Raw genomic sequence first — 17,055 nt, 5'->3', positions numbered from 1 at the left:
TAAATAAAATAAAAACTATTCATTAAAAGAACTGATTGATTTTAAAATGTGGAAATAAACAGTTTATATATCAATTCAGTTACTAAAATTTTTCATCAAGTAGGAGGAAAAAGCATTATGACAACAGAAACTTTAAATATTTCTGAAGCACAACTTGTTGATTATTCTAAAGCACAAAATGAACCTTCTTGGATGACTGAACTACGTCAAAAAGCTTTGAAATTAACAGAAACTTTAGAAATGCCTAAACCAGATAAAACAAAACTAAGAAAATGGGATTTCGATGCATTTAAACAACATCATGTAGACAGTGAATCATATCATGATGTATCAGAACTTCCTGAATCAGTTAAAAATATTATTGATATAGAAAATTCTAAAAATTTAATTATTCAACATAATAATGATTTAGCTTTTACACAAGTATCAGAACAAGCAAATCATAATAATGTTATTATTGAAGGTTTATCAAAAGCGCTACAAGATCATAGTGAATTAGTAGAAAAATATTTAATGAAAGATGCGGTTACAGTAGATGAACATCGATTAACTGCGTTGCATACAGCATTATTGAATGGTGGCGTATTTGTATATGTCCCTAAAAATGTAGTAGTTGAAGATCCTATTCAATATGTAGTATTACATGACAATGAGAATGCAAGTTTATTTAATCATGCTATTATTGTAACGGAAGAAAGTGCTGAAGTAACATATGTTGAGAATTACCTTTCAACTACAAGTGGTGAAGGTAATCAAGTAAATATTATTTCTGAAGTGATTGCAGGCGCAAATTCAAACATTACTTATGGTTCAGTTGACTATCTAGATAAAGGATTTACAGGTCACATTATCCGTCGTGGTGTGACGGCAGCAGATGCATCAATTAATTGGGCTTTAGGTTTAATGAATGAGGGAAGCCAAATTATTGATAATACTACTAACTTAATTGGTGACCGTTCAACAAGTGAACTAAAATCAGTCATTGTTGGTACTGGTGATCAAAAAATTAACTTAACATCTAAAATCGTTCAATATGGTAAAGAAACAAATGGTTATATCTTAAAACATGGTGTAATGCGTGAAAATGCTTCATCTGTATTCAACGGTATTGGATATATTAAACATGGCGGTACAAAATCTATCGCAAATCAAGAATCTCGTGTGTTAATGCTTTCAGAGCATGCCCGCGGAGATGCAAACCCTATTCTACTTATCGATGAAGATGATGTTGAAGCAGGTCATGCAGCTTCGGTTGGTCGTGTTGACCCAGAACAACTTTACTATTTAATGAGCCGTGGTATTTCTCAAAAAGAAGCAGAACGTCTTGTTATTCATGGTTTCTTAGATCCAGTTGTTCGTGAATTGCCAATTGAAGATGTGAAACGTCAATTACGAGAAGTTATCGAACTTAAAGTAAATAAATAGGTCATTGAGATTTTCAATAAAAGAAAGGTCGTGAAGGTAGTGGCCGAAACTTCATTAAACATACAAGAAATTATTGAAGACTTTCCTATACTAAATCAAAAAGTTAATGGAAAACGATTAGCTTATCTTGATTCAACAGCAACAAGTCAAACACCAGTGCAAGTATTAAATGTATTAGATGATTATTATAAACGTTACAATTCTAATGTGCATCGTGGTGTGCATACTCTAGGCTCTTTAGCAACAGATGGATATGAAAGTGCTCGTGAGACAGTACGACGTTTCATTAATGCTAAATATTTTGAAGAAATTATTTTTACTAGAGGTACGACTGCTTCAATTAATATTGTTGCACATAGTTATGGAGACGCTAATATTAACGAAGGCGACGAAATCGTTGTGACAGAGATGGAACATCATGCTAATATTGTGCCTTGGCAACAGTTAGCTAAACGAAAAAAAGCTACTTTAAAATTTATTCCTATGACTGATGATGGTGAACTAAGAATCGAAGATGTCAAAGCGACAATTAATGATAATACTAAGATTGTAGCTATTGCTCATGTGTCTAATGTCTTAGGTACCATTAATGATATAAAAGCAATTGCTAAGATTGCGCATGAACACGGTGCTATTATCAGTGTTGATGGAGCACAATCCGCACCTCATATGGATATCGATGTTCAAGATTTAGATGTTGATTTCTTTAGCTTTAGCGGTCACAAAATGTTAGGACCGACTGGTATTGGTGTATTATATGGAAAACGTGAACTACTTCAAAACATGGAACCTGTTGAGTATGGTGGGGACATGATTGATTTTGTAAGTAAGTACGATGCAACATGGGCTGACTTACCTACTAAATTTGAAGCTGGTACACCGATTATTGCTCAAGCTATTGGATTGGCTGAAGCTATTCGTTATATCGAAAATATAGGCTTTGATGCCATTCATCAGCATGAAAAAGAATTGACAGAATATGCATATGAGCAATTATCTTCAATTGAAGGATTGGAAATATATGGTCCCCCTAAAGAAAGACGTGCAGGTGTGATCACTTTTAATTTAGCTGATATTCATCCACATGATGTTGCTACAGCAGTAGATACTGAAGGTGTCGCTGTTAGAGCTGGACATCACTGTGCGCAACCATTAATGAAATGGTTAAATGTATCATCTACTGCAAGAGCAAGTTTTTATATTTATAATACTAAAGAAGATGTTGACCAATTAGTAGAAGCATTGAAACAAACGAAGGAGTTTTTCTCATATGAGTTTTAATAATTTAGATCAACTTTATAGATCTGTAATTATGGATCATTATAAGAATCCTCGTAATAAAGGCGTTTTAGATAATGGATCAATGACAGTAGATATGAATAATCCTACTTGTGGTGATCGCATTAGACTAACATTTGATATCGAAGATGGTATCATTCAAGAGGCGAAATTCGAAGGTGAAGGTTGCTCAATTTCAATGTCAAGTGCATCGATGATGACTGAAGCAGTTAAAGGTCATTCATTAGGTGAAGCAATGCAAATGAGTCAAGAATTTACTAAAATGATGTTAGGTGAAGATTATAACATCACTGAAGATATGGGAGATGTAGAAGCATTACAAGGTGTTTCTCAATTCCCAGCGCGTATTAAATGTGCAACGTTAGCGTGGAAAGCTTTAGAAAAAGGTACAGTGCAAAAAGAAGGTAAAGAAGAAGGTACAACTGAAGAATAAAATACGAATAGTTAATAAATGTTATTCTAAGCACTATGATGCTGTGACATTTTACACATATTTCTTTTTATGTAGTTTGCATGTTGTTACAATGACTATAGATAGTAGTGAAACATAAATGATGCGCATATCGTTTTAAATATATTTAAGGAGTGATTGAAATGGCTAAAAAAGCACCTGATGTTGGAGATTATAAATATGGTTTCCATGATGAGGACGTTTCCATTTTCAGATCAGAACGTGGTCTAACAGAAAATATTGTTAGAGAAATTTCTAAGATGAAAGAAGAACCAGAATGGATGCTTAATTTCCGATTAAAAGCTTTAAAACTATTCTATAAAATCCCAATGCCTCAATGGGGTGGCGATTTATCAGAGTTAAACTTTGATGACATTACTTATTACGTTAAACCTTCAGAGCATACTGAACGTTCTTGGGATGAAGTACCAGAAGAAATTAAACGTACATTTGATAAATTAGGTATACCAGAAGCAGAACAAAAATATTTAGCTGGTGTTTCTGCACAATATGAATCAGAAGTTGTATATCATAATATGGAAAAAGAATTAGAAGAAAAAGGGATCATCTTTAAAGATACAGATAGTGCATTACGTGAAAATGAAGACTTATTTAAAGAATACTTTGCTTCTGTTGTTCCAGCAGCTGATAATAAATTCGCAGCATTAAATTCAGCAGTATGGTCAGGTGGTTCTTTCATATATGTACCTAAAAACGTTAAATTAGATACACCATTACAAGCGTACTTCCGAATTAACTCAGAAAATATGGGTCAATTCGAACGTACATTAATTATTGCTGATGAAGGGGCTTCAGTAAACTATGTTGAAGGTTGTACTGCACCAGTATATACTACAAGTTCATTACACTCAGCAGTAGTTGAAATTATTGTTCATAAAGATGCACATGTTCGTTATACTACTATCCAAAACTGGGCTAACAATGTGTATAACTTAGTTACTAAGCGTACGTTTGTTCATGAAAATGGTAATATGGAATGGGTTGACGGTAACTTAGGTTCTAAGTTAACAATGAAATACCCTAACTGTGTATTATTAGGTGAAGGTGCGAAAGGTAGTACATTATCCATCGCATTTGCGGGTAAAGGTCAAGTTCAAGATGCAGGTGCTAAAATGATTCATAAAGCCCCAAATACATCTTCAACTATCGTCTCTAAATCAATTTCTAAAAACGGCGGTAAAGTAATCTATCGCGGTATCGTTCACTTTGGACGCAAAGCTAAAGGTGCGCGTTCAAATATCGAATGCGATACATTAATTCTAGATAATGAATCAACTTCAGACACAATTCCATATAATGAAGTATTTAATGATAATATTTCATTAGAACATGAAGCGAAAGTTTCTAAAGTATCTGAAGAACAACTATTCTATCTAATGAGTAGAGGGATTTCTGAAGAAGAAGCAACAGAGATGATTGTTATGGGATTCATCGAACCATTTACTAAAGAATTACCAATGGAATATGCCGTAGAAATGAACCGTCTTATTAAATTTGAAATGGAAGGTTCAATCGGATAATTTAATATATCGCTTAAACTAATATTTCAAAGAACTAGAATGTTTGTATTAATTAAATATTCTAGTTCTTTTTTGTATTAAAGTTATATTATTAATAATAATTTTATTGCATTAATGGATACATATTTATGGATGTGCTATTTATCTAGTCATTATTTAGTGAAATATCCATTAAAAGCTAAATTAGATTTCATGATTTATGATAATCCAATTATAGTTAAAGTAACAAAAATGAATTAAAAGCGCTTAACATTAAATTAGAATCAGCTTATGTTAATGGATAGTTTGAAATAATTTGAAGTACGATTGATATTATTATTAATTATAATATATCAGTATGTTGTTTTACATTTGGTATTCCTAACCCACACATTATTAACAAAATAAAAGAAGTAAATATTATACTCGTTGGTACAGCGACATCGGTTGACGAAGTAATAGAGAATGAACGTGCAGGTATGGATATTGTTGTTGCACAAGGAAGTGAAGCAGGAGGGCATAGAGGCTCATTTTTAACTGTTAAAGATGACAGACAACCGGCAATTGAATTGATGTCTCTCATTCCACAGATGGCAGATAATGTATCAATTCCTGTAGTTGCTGCAGGAGGCATAATGGACGGATGAGGAATATTAGAGAGTATGGTGTTAGGAGCACAAGGTGTTCAAATGGGTACAGCCTTTTTAACATCAAAGGAAAGTGGGGCTAATGAGCTAGTTAAACAAACCATCATAAATAGTAAAGAAACAGATACAATTATCACCGATGTGTTTAGTGGTAAGTATGCTCGGGGTATTAATAATCAATTTGTTCAAGCAATGATTCATTATGATGGTGATATTCCACCTTATCCCATTCAGAATCAGTTAACACAATCCATTAGACAACAAGCAACTGCAAATGGAGATAGTGAATTTACTCATATTTGGAGTGGACAATCCCCTCGATTAGCGACTAATCAAAGAGTGAATGCTTTAATGAAACAATTACTCCTACAAATTGAACACTTATTAACACATAAATAACATGTTATAGTGAGGATTTTAAAATAATAAGAAAATGTAAAGTTAGTATACAACAAGTGATATATTAATTTTGATTATGGTATCATATATCTGGTGATAAAAATGATTAATATCGGTCTAACTGGATGGGGAGATCATGATTCTTTATATGAAGATCTTGAAAGACAAACAGATAAATTACGTACATATGCGAGTCATTTTCCTGTTGTTGAACTTGACGCCTCATATTATGCTATCCAACCTGAACGTAATATATTGAAATGGATCAATGAAACACCAGATAAGTTTCAGTTTATTGTTAAGATTCATCAAGCATTAACGCTTCATTCAGATTATAAAACCTATGCTGATTCACGATCTGAACTGTTTAAACAATTTAGACAAATGCTTGAACCACTGATTGCACATCATAAATTAGCAATGGTACTTGTGCAATTTCCACCTTGGTTTGATTGTACAGCTCAAAATATAAATTATATTTTGTATGTTCGACAACAACTAGAAGAGATCCCCATGTGTGTAGAATTTAGACATCAATCTTGGTTTAATTCCCAATTTAAAGAGCAAACTTTAATGTTTTTAACCGAACATCAAATTATTCATGCGGTCGTAGATGAACCTCAAATTAAAGATGGGTCTATACCTTTAGTCAATCGTATAACTTCTAGTACTGCTTTTGTGCGTTATCATGGTAGAAATCAGCATGGTTGGACTAAAAAAGATATGACAGATCAAGAATGGCGAGATGTTAGATATTTATATAATTATAATGAAAATGAATTAAAAGATTTAGCAAATAAAGTTCAAATATTAGAACAAAAAGCTAAAAAGGTTTATGTCATTTTTAATAATAATTCTGGTGGTCATGCCGCTCAAAATGCTAAAACCTATCAAGATATTTTAGATATAGAGTATACAGGCTTAGCACCTCAGCAATTAAAATTTTTCTAAGAGGCGAATTATAATGTTTTTAACAATTATTTTATTAGTTTTAATTGGATTATTATCTGCAGTATTAGGTTCTTTAGTAGGTATTGGTGGTGGTATAATTATCGTACCTACTTTAGTGTATTTAGGTGTAAACCATCATCTGTTACATGGCATCACTACTCAGATTGCAATTGGTACGTCATCGGTTATTCTTATTGTAACTGGACTTTCTTCATCTATTGGTTATTTGAAAACAAAGCAAGTAGATATTAAAAATGGATCTATATTTTTATTTGGATTATTACCTGGTTCACTTATTGGTTCATTTTTAAGTAGATATTTAACATTAAATTCGTTTAATTTATACTTTGGTATTTTTATGATATGTGTATCTATTTTATTGATGATTAGACATAAAATTAAACCATTTAAAATATTCGATAAGGAAAAGTATCGTAAAACATATATCGATGCTAAAGGGATGACATATCATTATAGCGTTCCACCTATGTTTGCCTTCTTTTCTACATTATTTATAGGTGTACTTACAGGTTTATTTGGAATTGGTGGTGGAGCGTTGATGACTCCTTTAATGCTTATAGTATTTAGATTTCCACCTCATGTAGCAGTAGGTACAAGTATGATGATGATTTTCTTTTCAAGTGTTATGAGTTCAATTGGACATATTATTCAAGGTCATGTTGCTTGGTCATATTCAATTATTCTAATCATTTCTAGTTATATTGGCGCTCAAATTGGAGTGAAAATAAATCGCTCGATTAAATCAGAAACAGTAGTATTATTATTACGTACAGTTATGTTAATTATGGGTGTATATCTAATTATTAAATCGTTTCTATAATAAAACAGGAGGAATTTAAGTGAAGCTTACAATTTTTCATACAAATGACATTCATAGTCACCTTAATGAATATGCACGTATTATGACGTACATGGCTGAACACCGACCTGAACTTCAACACCCGTCACTTTATTTAGATATTGGTGATCATGTTGATTTATCTACACCAGTAACAGAAGCAACTATGGGCAAAAAGAATATTGAACTTTTAAATGAGGCTCATTGTGATATTGCTACTATTGGGAATAATGAAGGAATGACTATTTCTCATGAAGCATTAAATCATCTTTATAATGATGCACAATTTAAAGTCATATGTGCCAATGTTTTAGATGAAGATGGCCACTTACCTCGTCATATTGCCACATCTTATATAAAAGAAATAGAAGATGTGCGCTTTTTATTTGTAGCAGCCACGGCACCTTTCACGCCATTCTATCGAGCACTTGATTGGATTGTGACAGACCCATTAGAAGCCATCAAAGACGAAATTAAACAATGCAGAGGACAATACGATGTATTAATAGTGATGAGTCATGTAGGTGTCTTTTTTGATGAAAAATTATGTCAAGAAATCCCAGAGATAGATGTGATACTAGGAAGTCACACACATCATCATTTTAATCAAGGTGAAGTAAATAACGGTGTACTTATGGCAGCAGCGGGGAAATATGGATATTATCTTGGAGAAGTGAATTTAACGATTGAAAATAAAAAAGTAGTTACTAAAGAGGCTACATTACATCCAGTAGACACATTACCAGTGGTTAAAACACATTTTGATGAAGAAGGAAAAGATTTGATGAATAAGGCGATTATTAATAAGCCAGTTTCTTTATCTAGTAAAACAAATGTGATTACAAAAACGACTTATTTACTTGCAGAAAGTGTGTATGAGTTTACAAATGCAGATTGTACAATTATTAATGCCGGATTAATTGTTAATAGTGTTGAGGGCGATAAACTTACTGAATACGATATCCATACTATGTTACCTCATCCAATCAACTTAGTTCGTATACGTTTGAAAGGTTCTGAATTGAAAAAGGTAATCTTAAAAAGTCAAAAGCAAGAATATATGTATGAACATGTCCAAGGGTTAGGATTTAGAGGCGATATTTTTGGTGGTTATATATTATATCAATGTGGATTTATTCAATCAGAACATCGCTTCTTTGTAGATGGACAAGAAATAGAAGATAACCGTACATATATATTAGGAACTGTAGATATGTATACATTTGGAAGATATTTCCCATTATTAAAAGGAACATCAATTGATTATTTAATGCCTGAATTTTTAAGAGATATCTTTAAAGAAAAACTAATTCATATGTATCATTCTTCTTAGTACACAAATGTTCATAGTTATGTCTTAATTTTATAAGTTATTACATTTTAATTTAATGTAAATTTCGTTATAATAGTTAAAGATAGATTAAACAGGAGGGTATGTGTTGTTATGGCTACTAAAAATGAAGAGATTTTACGTAAACCAGATTGGTTGAAAATAAAGCTAAACACTAATGAAAACTACATCGGCCTCAAGAAAATGATGCGTGAGAAAAATTTACATACAGTTTGTGAAGAAGCAAAATGTCCAAATATACATGAATGTTGGGGAGCTAGACGTACGGCTACATTTATGATTTTAGGCGCGGTATGTACAAGAGCTTGTCGTTTTTGTGCAGTAAAAACTGGCTTACCTAATGAACTAGATTTAAATGAACCAGAACGTGTTGCAGAGTCTGTAGAACTAATGAATCTTAAACATGTTGTTATCACAGCTGTTGCACGTGATGATTTAAGAGATGCAGGATCTAATGTATATGCAGAAACGGTTCGTAAAGTACGTGAACGTAATCCATATACGACAATTGAAATTTTACCGTCAGATATGGGTGGTGATTATGAAGCACTTGAAACACTAATGGCTTCAAGACCAGATATTTTAAATCATAACATTGAAACAGTGCGTCGCTTAACTCCAAGAGTTCGTGCACGTGCGACTTACGACAGAACATTAGAATTCTTACGTCGTTCTAAAGAGTTACAACCTGATATTCCAACTAAATCAAGTTTAATGGTAGGTTTAGGTGAAACATTGGAAGAAATTTATGAAACAATGGATGACTTACGTGCAAATGATGTTGATATTTTAACAATTGGTCAATATTTACAACCATCACGTAAACACTTAAAAGTTGAAAAATATTATACTCCATTAGAATTTGGTAAATTAAGAAAAATCGCAATGGAAAAAGGATTTAAACATTGTGAAGCTGGTCCAATGGTACGAAGTTCTTATCATGCTGATGAACAAGTAAATGAAGCGGCAAAAGAAAAACACCGTCTTGGAGAAGAACAGTTACAACAAAAATAATATTAACCCCAAAATTTAAAATAAACTTTCTTTTAAGCGATATTGCATAATGACGTCATATTATCTTATGAAACAATGATATGAGTACATAAAGTCAATTAAGAATGTTTATTAATAGGTGGATGCTAAAACTTAGATTGCTCTTTTTCTTTAAAATAGGCAATCTAAGTTTTTATTATAATTACAATTAAAGGTGACGTATTATGATTAAAATTAATCAACAGTATTTTGAATTAATTGAAGATTATAGAGAATGCTTTGATGAAGAATTATTTGCTTCAAGATATTCAGATATACTTGATAAATATGATTTTGTAGTTGGAGATTTTGGTTATGATCAATTACGTTTAAAAGGATTTTATAAAGATTCAAATAAAAAAGCTGAAATTTCAAAACGGTTTTCAACCATTCAAGATTATATTTTGGAATATTGTAATTTCGGTTGTCCATATTTCATAGTGAGACATATTAATGATAATGAACGATTAGAATTAGCTAGTGTAGATGAAGTAGAAGATAAATTGCATGATGTGAAAATAAAACCAACAATACAAGCTACACAATCTACTGAAAAAAAGAATAATAAATAGTGAAAGGTCAAAACAATGTATATTTTGTGAATATCATTGTTTTGACCTTTCATTTATTGAATAACTTGATTTAGATATTCAATGATTTCTTCGCTTTCTTCTTGAGACACACCTAATATATGAGCAATATATCCTTCTTCTTCAATATCGTCTGTGCCTATGATGCCAAATTTATTAGTTTGAAGATTTAATACTAGTGTTTTACCGTAATGACGATCGGTCTGAATAAGCATTAAATCATAGCGACTATGTTCACCTACAAATCCTACAAATTGTGCTTGCGATTGTTCCTCATCATCGTACAGAAACATATCTATCATATCAGTCATGCTCCTTTATTTTTAATATGTGAAATTAGTATAACGACAAATGATGCATGATGCAAAACTATGATATGATAATAATAATAAGAGGTGACCGATATGTATTTTGTAGATAAAGATAAATTAGCACTTAAAATAAAATATTTAAATCAGCTTATTAAGGATTATGAAACAAATAAATCAAATCATTATGCATTTGAACGTATTGCGCAAATGCTAATTGAATCATCAGTAGATATTGGAAATATGATTATTGACGCTTTTATTTTGAGAGATCCTGGTAACTATAAAGATGTTATTGATATTTTAGAACTTGAAGGTGTGATTTCCAAAGATACACAGAACTATATTAATGATACAGTTGAAATCAGAAAACAGTTTGCACATCATTATACGGAATTAGAAGTTGAAACACTTGTACCATTATTTGATACCTCAATACTGTATTATCGACAATTTGTTAAAGAAGTTACTCAATTTCTTGAAAAAGAAAATGTGCCAATTACCGCTTTTGGAAAAGGAGATTATTCATAATGAAAAATTATAAAGGTTATTTAATCGATTTAGATGGAACAATGTATATGGGTACAGCAGAAATTGATGGTGCTGCTCAATTTATCGATTATTTGAATAAAAACGATATTCCTCATTTATTTGTTACTAATAACTCTACTAAGACGCCTGAAGAAGTAACCGAAAAGTTAAAAGAAATGAAAATTAACGCTAAACCAGAAGAAGTAGTTACTTCTGCTCTAGCTACGGCAAATTACATTGCAAATGAAAATAATCAAGCTAGTGTATATATGCTAGGAGGTAATGGTTTAAGAACAGCGTTAACCGATGTAGGTTTAACCGTAAAAGAAGATGAGAATGTAGACTATGTAGTTATCGGTTTAGATGAAGCAGTCACATATGAAAAACTTGCAATAGCTACTTTAGCAGTACGTCAAGGCGCAAAATTTATCTCTACTAATCCAGATGTCTCAATTCCTAAAGAAAAAGGCTTCTTACCTGGGAATGGAGCTATTACAAGTGTGGTTAGCGTATCTACTGGTCAACAGCCACAATTTATCGGTAAACCAGAAACCATAATCATGCAAATTGCTTTAGATATTTTGAAACTCGATAAGTCTGAAGTGGCTATGGTAGGAGATTTGTATGATACAGATATCATGTCTGGTATTAATGTGGGGATGGATACGATACATGTACAAACAGGTGTAACATCTTATGAAGAAATTCAAACTAAACAACCAAAACCAACCTATTCATTTAAAGATTTGAATGAGGCCATAGCTGAATTAGAAAATAATACTAATTAATAAAAATAATTTCTATGATAACTTCTTATTACTTAAATTAATGATAAGTAATAAGAAGTTTTTATATATAACAGTTTTGTTATGCGTTGTGTAATTGTGATATGTAACTATTAGTACTAATATATAGGATATCAAAGATGAGAATAAGGACATATCGGATAAGATAGATACATATTTAACACTCGATAATTATTATATAAAATAAATTTGATATATAATTAATATTTTTATATAATAAAGTGTAAAAATAAAAGCGCGATATAATATTTCTTAATAGTAAGATAACTTTATTAAATATAAAATAAGTAGAATTGTTTTTCAAAATAAATAGCAATGTTTGTGAGGTGCAAAATTCAATTGAAAGAAACTAAAAAAATAAGTGTTTTTTATGAAAAAGCAAAACCATATCTCCTGACTATTCTATACTTAGCAATTTTTATAGCTTTGTATCTTATATATGGTTCAGGCGATACACATAATAACTTTATATATAACGAATTCTAGTAAGGAGTCAAATGATGGCAGATATTATAAATTTAATTAATGATATTGGACAAAAAAATCCAGATCGAGTAGCTATTAGACATAAATCAGATGAGTTAACGTATCGTCAACTTATAGAAGAATCTAGTAAGCTAGCACATTATTTACAAGATACAAATAAACCATTAATCATCTATGGTCATATGTCACCATATATGGTAGTTGGAATGATAGGAGCAATCAAAGCAGGATGTGGCTATGTCCCAATTGATACGTCAGTCCCAATAGAACGGGTAGAAATGATTATGAATAAAGTAAATCCAACATTTATTTTAAATACAACTGATTCAAGTGTGAATCAATCAAGGAAAGAACTTACAATTGAAGATATTAAACATTCTGATTATCCAATTGTTTTTGATAGTCAAATGGCTAAAACAGATGTTGTTTATACTATATTCACTTCTGGTTCTACAGGTGAGCCTAAAGGTGTGCAAATTGAGTATGCGAGTTTAATAGAATTTGCAGAATGGATGGTTTCATTAAGTGAAACAGATGATCATCAGGAGTGGTTGAACCAAGCGCCATTTTCATTTGATTTATCTGTAATGGCAATTTATCCATGTTTGACATCTGGTGGAACACTTAACTTAGTAGATAAAGATATGATAAAAAAACCGAAGTTATTAAATGAAATGCTTGTTCAAACACCAATTAATACTTGGGTATCAACACCATTATTTATAGAAATGTGTTTATTACTTCCTAACCTTAATGAAAAAGCCTATCCAAGTTTAAATCATTTCTTCTTTTGTGGAGAAATTTTACCGCATAGAACAGCTAAAGCACTTGTTGATAGATATCCAAATGCAATTGTTTATAACACGTATGGACCAACGGAAGCGACAGTTGCAGTTACTGGTGTAAAAATTACACCTGAGATTTTAAAACGTTATAATCCACTTCCAGTAGGTGTAGCAAGATCAAATACTACACTATCAACAACTGATGAAGGTGAGCTTGTTATTAAAGGAACAAGTGTGAGTTTAGGATATCTAAAAAACAAAGAAAAAACTGAAGCAGTATTTAAGTTTGATAATGGCGTTCGCATTTATCACACGGGTGATAAAGCTATTGAAAAAGATGGTTATTGGTTTATCCAAGGACGTATCGATTTTCAAATAAAATTAAACGGCTATCGCATGGAACTAGAAGAAATTGAAACACAACTAAGACACTCAAAATATGTTAGAGAAACCGTTGTTGTACCAATTTATAAAAATAGAAAAGTTGTTTATCTTGTAGGTGCTATTGTACCTACTGAAAAAGTTAATAATGACTTAGAGATGACCAGAAACATTAAAAATGAATTGAAATCTCGCTTACCTGAATATATGATTCCGAGAAAATTCGTTTGGATGGAACAACTTCCATTAACATCAAATGGAAAACTTGATCGTAAACAAGTTGCAGAGGATATTGACGCATGATTCCTTATGGTACGTTTACCTTCTTCTTAGTCGCATTTATCGTTCTTTTACCAGTCATCATACTCGGATTTTTAGGTAAGCGAAGCTATGTATACAATGGAATAAGTACAGCGATTATGATTGTGATTATTTTCTCTTCAGATAAATACAATTTATTTGGACAAAAATATTTAAGTGTTCAACTAATCAGTTTTGTAATTTATTTAATATGGCAAGTGTTGTTAATCATGTGGTATTACAAATCACGACAAAAAAATAATACTTTTATTAAATTTTTAATTGTTATGATTTTATCTATTTTACCTTTAGCATTTGTTAAAATATTACAAAGTTCATGGTTAGGTGGACATCAAATACATTTTCATGAACATAAGTTAATTGAATTTGTCGGATTCTTAGGAATCTCATATGTTACTTTTAAAAGTGTACAACTTATAATGGAGATTAGAGATGGGTCTATTAAAGAAATTAAATTGGGTAAATTGATTCAATTTATTTCATTCTTCCCAACAGTATCTTCAGGACCAATCGACCGTTATAAACGTTTTGTCAAAGATGATAAAAAAATACCAACTGGTGAGCAATACAGAGGTATGGTAGTTAAAGCGATTCATATGATTATGATGGGCTTCTTATATAAATATATTATTGCTCATTTAATTAATGTATATGCAATTATGCCATTATTAATGCATTTACATGGTTTTACTCATAAATGGTTATATATGTATGCCTATAGCTTTTACTTATTTTTTGACTTTGCAGGTTATAGTTTATTTGCAGTAGCAGTGAGTTATCTATATGGCATTAATACACCACCAAATTTTAAACAGCCGTTTAAAGCACGTAATATTAAAGATTTCTGGAATCGATGGCATATGTCATTATCATTCTGGTTTAGAGACTGTGTTTATATGAGAACATTGTTCTATATGTCTCGTAAAAAATTAATGAAGAATCAATTTGCAATGTCAAATTTTGCCTTCTTCTTAAATTTCTTTATTATGGGTGTATGGCACGGATTAGAAGTATTTTATATTGTTTATGGTATTTATCACGGTTTAATGTTTATCGGATATGGATATTATGAACGTTGGAGAAAGAAACATCCACCTCGCTTTCAAAATGGTTTTACTACAGCATTAAGTGTTATTATCACATTCCATTTTGTAGCATTTGGATTCTTAATATTCTCAGGAAAATTAATTTAAAGGGAGAAATAAATGATGGAATTTAGAAAACAAGTTTTAGATGTATTAGCTGATGTAGCAGAAAATGACGTAGTTAAAGAAAACCCAGATGTTGAGATTTTTGAAGAAGGCATTATTGATTCATTTCAAACGGTTGGATTATTATTAGAAATTCAAAATAGATTAGGAATTGAAGTATCAATTATGGATTTTGATCGTGATGAATGGGCAACTCCTAATAAAATTGTTGAAGCTTTAGAAGAATTACGATGAAAGTCAAACCATTTTTACCAATTCTTATTAGTGGAATCATATTTTTAGCTTTTGTATTAATGCCTGCGAGTTGGTTTACTGGTCTCGTTAACAATAAGACACTTGCTGATAATAGGACGTCACTAACCAATCAAGTACTTAAAGGTACGCTCATTCAAAATCAATTATTTAGTAATGATAAATATTATCCACTTTATGGTTCAAGTGAGTTAAATAAACGTGATCCGTTTAATCCTGCGATAGCAATGCATCATCGAAAAAATACCAAGCCCGTATTCTTAGTTGGTACGGGTGGTAATACAGATTTAATTAATGCTATTGAATTAGCAGGTCAATATGATCAACTTAAAGGTAAAAAGATGACATTTATCATTTCACCACAATGGTTTAGTACACATGGCGTTAATGATATGGATATGGCTGCGCGTACGACACCAAATCAAATCAATCAGATATTTCAACAAAAGAATATGCCTTCAGAGTTAAAACAACGCTATGCTAAACGATTATTAAAATTTAAAAGTGTTCCTAACAAGGAATATTTAAAAGAATTAGTAAAAGATCCAACCAACCCTAAAGGTCGTTATATTTCTAATTTTAAAGAAAGTCAACTTCTTAAAATTGAGGCAATAAAAACATACTTTTCATTAGATACATCACCATTAGCTCATGTACACTCACTTACATCATCCAATGATTCTTGGAAAAGCATGAGTAATAAAGCAGTGCAACTTGGTGAAAAACGTTCTACTTCTAATGATTATGGTATTCGTAACGAATATTGGAAACAACTAATGCATAAAAAACCAATGAATCGTCGCCAACATGAATTTAAAATGAATTCACCAGAGTTTAAGGATTTATCTTTACTAGTAGATACAATGCATCAAGCAGGTGCTGATGTACAATATGTTATTCTTCCAGTAAATGGTAAGTGGTACGATCATTTAGGTATTCATCGTTCCACACGTGAACCTGTCTATAAAAAAATACATAAAACTGTTGTTACACACGGTGGGAAAGTGTATGATATGTCAAATAAAGACTATGAAAAATATGTATTAAGTGATGTGGTACATGTAGGTTGGAAAGGTTGGGTATACATGGATCGTCAAATTGAAAAACATATGAACGATTATCAAGGTCATTCTAAATAGTAAATGAAAAAAGACACCCTACTCTGATTAAATACTGAGTGTAGAGTGTCTTTAATTTATATCGTTAGAAAACTTGTTCTACTTCTATAACCCCTGGCACTTCTTCGTGTAAAGCACGTTCTATACCTGCTTTTAATGTAATAGTTGAGCTTGGACACGTTCCACACGCACCATGTAATTGTAATTTTACGATGCCATCTTCTACATCGACTAATGTACAATCTCCTCCGTCACGTAATAAAAACGGACGTAAACGTTCAATAACTTCGGCTACTTGATCAAACATTGTTGTATTCTCAGTAGGCATGAGA

18 protein-coding genes and 1 pseudogene are annotated in these 17,055 nt (G+C 31.4%); 17 read left to right on the top strand and 2 right to left on the bottom strand.

Features of this window, described 5'->3' with window-relative positions:
* The first annotated feature begins 117 nt into the window (after positions 1-117).
* From sufD to HMPREF3046_RS06640, 10 genes and pseudogenes are all read left to right on the top strand, one after another.
* Positions 118-1,425 (top strand): Fe-S cluster assembly protein SufD, encoded by a 1,308-nt coding sequence (gene sufD, locus HMPREF3046_RS06685; protein ID WP_070717826.1) that lies wholly within the window; start codon positions 118-120, stop codon positions 1,423-1,425.
* A 30-nt stretch (positions 1,426-1,455) separates the two neighbouring features.
* A complete protein-coding gene (locus HMPREF3046_RS06680; RefSeq protein WP_176746076.1) occupies positions 1,456-2,706 on the top strand; it encodes a cysteine desulfurase in 1,251 nt (416 codons plus the stop codon).
* The gene (gene sufU / locus HMPREF3046_RS06675; protein WP_070717818.1) at positions 2,696-3,157 is read left to right on the top strand and encodes a Fe-S cluster assembly sulfur transfer protein SufU; all 462 of its coding nucleotides are present in this window, start codon (positions 2,696-2,698) and stop codon (positions 3,155-3,157) included. Before HMPREF3046_RS06680 ends, sufU begins: the two co-directional genes overlap by 11 nt.
* Before the next feature lie 161 nt (positions 3,158-3,318).
* On the top strand, positions 3,319-4,716 hold the full coding sequence (sufB, locus tag HMPREF3046_RS06670; RefSeq protein ID WP_002448087.1) for a Fe-S cluster assembly protein SufB: 1,398 nt from the start codon (positions 3,319-3,321) through the stop codon (positions 4,714-4,716).
* A gap of 299 nt (positions 4,717-5,015) precedes the next feature.
* A pseudogene (locus HMPREF3046_RS11015) lies at positions 5,016-5,741 on the top strand (NAD(P)H-dependent flavin oxidoreductase); the annotation flags it as partial.
* Positions 5,742-5,843: 102 nt separating this feature from the next.
* Positions 5,844-6,692, top strand: coding sequence for a DUF72 domain-containing protein (locus HMPREF3046_RS06660; protein WP_070717812.1), 849 nt, complete (start codon positions 5,844-5,846; stop codon positions 6,690-6,692).
* A 13-nt stretch (positions 6,693-6,705) separates the two neighbouring features.
* Positions 6,706-7,533, top strand: a complete 828-nt coding sequence (locus HMPREF3046_RS06655; protein ID WP_070717810.1) for a sulfite exporter TauE/SafE family protein — start codon at positions 6,706-6,708, stop codon at positions 7,531-7,533.
* Positions 7,534-7,552: 19 nt separating this feature from the next.
* Positions 7,553-8,884, top strand: coding sequence for a bifunctional metallophosphatase/5'-nucleotidase (locus HMPREF3046_RS06650; RefSeq protein WP_070717807.1), 1,332 nt, complete (start codon positions 7,553-7,555; stop codon positions 8,882-8,884).
* 111 nt (positions 8,885-8,995) lie between these two features.
* Positions 8,996-9,916, top strand: coding sequence for a lipoyl synthase (gene lipA, locus HMPREF3046_RS06645; protein WP_002448197.1), 921 nt, complete (start codon positions 8,996-8,998; stop codon positions 9,914-9,916).
* Between the two features lie 203 nt (positions 9,917-10,119).
* Positions 10,120-10,506 (top strand): YutD family protein, encoded by a 387-nt coding sequence (locus HMPREF3046_RS06640; RefSeq protein WP_070717803.1) that lies wholly within the window; start codon positions 10,120-10,122, stop codon positions 10,504-10,506.
* A gap of 53 nt (positions 10,507-10,559) precedes the next feature.
* Here HMPREF3046_RS06640 and HMPREF3046_RS06635 read toward each other — a convergent pair whose 3' ends face one another.
* Positions 10,560-10,826 (bottom strand): DUF3055 domain-containing protein, encoded by a 267-nt coding sequence (locus tag HMPREF3046_RS06635; protein WP_002448201.1) that lies wholly within the window; start codon positions 10,824-10,826, stop codon positions 10,560-10,562.
* Positions 10,827-10,928: 102 nt separating this feature from the next.
* Here HMPREF3046_RS06635 and HMPREF3046_RS06630 point away from each other — a divergent pair, with 102 nt between their 5' ends.
* The 7 genes from HMPREF3046_RS06630 to dltD all read left to right on the top strand — a co-directional run bounded on the left by HMPREF3046_RS06630 (position 10,929) and on the right by dltD (position 16,744).
* Positions 10,929-11,363, top strand: coding sequence for a DUF86 domain-containing protein (locus HMPREF3046_RS06630; RefSeq protein ID WP_070717800.1), 435 nt, complete (start codon positions 10,929-10,931; stop codon positions 11,361-11,363).
* A complete protein-coding gene (locus tag HMPREF3046_RS06625; RefSeq protein WP_070717798.1) occupies positions 11,363-12,151 on the top strand; it encodes a TIGR01457 family HAD-type hydrolase in 789 nt (262 codons plus the stop codon). Before HMPREF3046_RS06630 ends, HMPREF3046_RS06625 begins: the two co-directional genes overlap by 1 nt.
* A gap of 333 nt (positions 12,152-12,484) precedes the next feature.
* Entirely contained in the window at positions 12,485-12,655 is a 171-nt protein-coding gene (locus HMPREF3046_RS06620) for a teichoic acid D-Ala incorporation-associated protein DltX (protein WP_371093792.1), read from the top strand.
* Positions 12,656-12,669: 14 nt separating this feature from the next.
* Positions 12,670-14,124: a D-alanine--poly(phosphoribitol) ligase subunit DltA gene (gene dltA, locus HMPREF3046_RS06615; protein ID WP_070717795.1), complete on the top strand. Its 1,455-nt coding sequence runs from the start codon at positions 12,670-12,672 to the stop codon at positions 14,122-14,124.
* Positions 14,121-15,335: a D-alanyl-lipoteichoic acid biosynthesis protein DltB gene (dltB, locus tag HMPREF3046_RS06610; protein ID WP_070717792.1), complete on the top strand. Its 1,215-nt coding sequence runs from the start codon at positions 14,121-14,123 to the stop codon at positions 15,333-15,335. Before dltA ends, dltB begins: the two co-directional genes overlap by 4 nt.
* Positions 15,336-15,350: 15 nt before the next feature.
* Complete coding sequence (dltC, locus tag HMPREF3046_RS06605) at positions 15,351-15,587, top strand: D-alanine--poly(phosphoribitol) ligase subunit 2 (protein WP_070717789.1); 237 nt, start codon at positions 15,351-15,353, stop codon at positions 15,585-15,587.
* Positions 15,584-16,744, top strand: coding sequence for a D-alanyl-lipoteichoic acid biosynthesis protein DltD (gene dltD, locus HMPREF3046_RS06600; RefSeq protein WP_070717787.1), 1,161 nt, complete (start codon positions 15,584-15,586; stop codon positions 16,742-16,744). Before dltC ends, dltD begins: the two co-directional genes overlap by 4 nt.
* Positions 16,745-16,808: 64 nt before the next feature.
* Here dltD and HMPREF3046_RS06595 read toward each other — a convergent pair whose 3' ends face one another.
* Complete coding sequence (locus HMPREF3046_RS06595; RefSeq protein WP_070717783.1) at positions 16,809-17,051, bottom strand: NifU family protein; 243 nt, start codon at positions 17,049-17,051, stop codon at positions 16,809-16,811.
* Between the last annotated feature and the right edge of the window lie 4 nt (positions 17,052-17,055).

Source organism: Staphylococcus sp. HMSC070D05, from assembly GCF_001815595.1.
Taxonomy (GTDB): domain Bacteria; phylum Bacillota; class Bacilli; order Staphylococcales; family Staphylococcaceae; genus Staphylococcus; species Staphylococcus hominis.
This window is presented reverse-complemented; position numbering and strand designations above follow the sequence as displayed.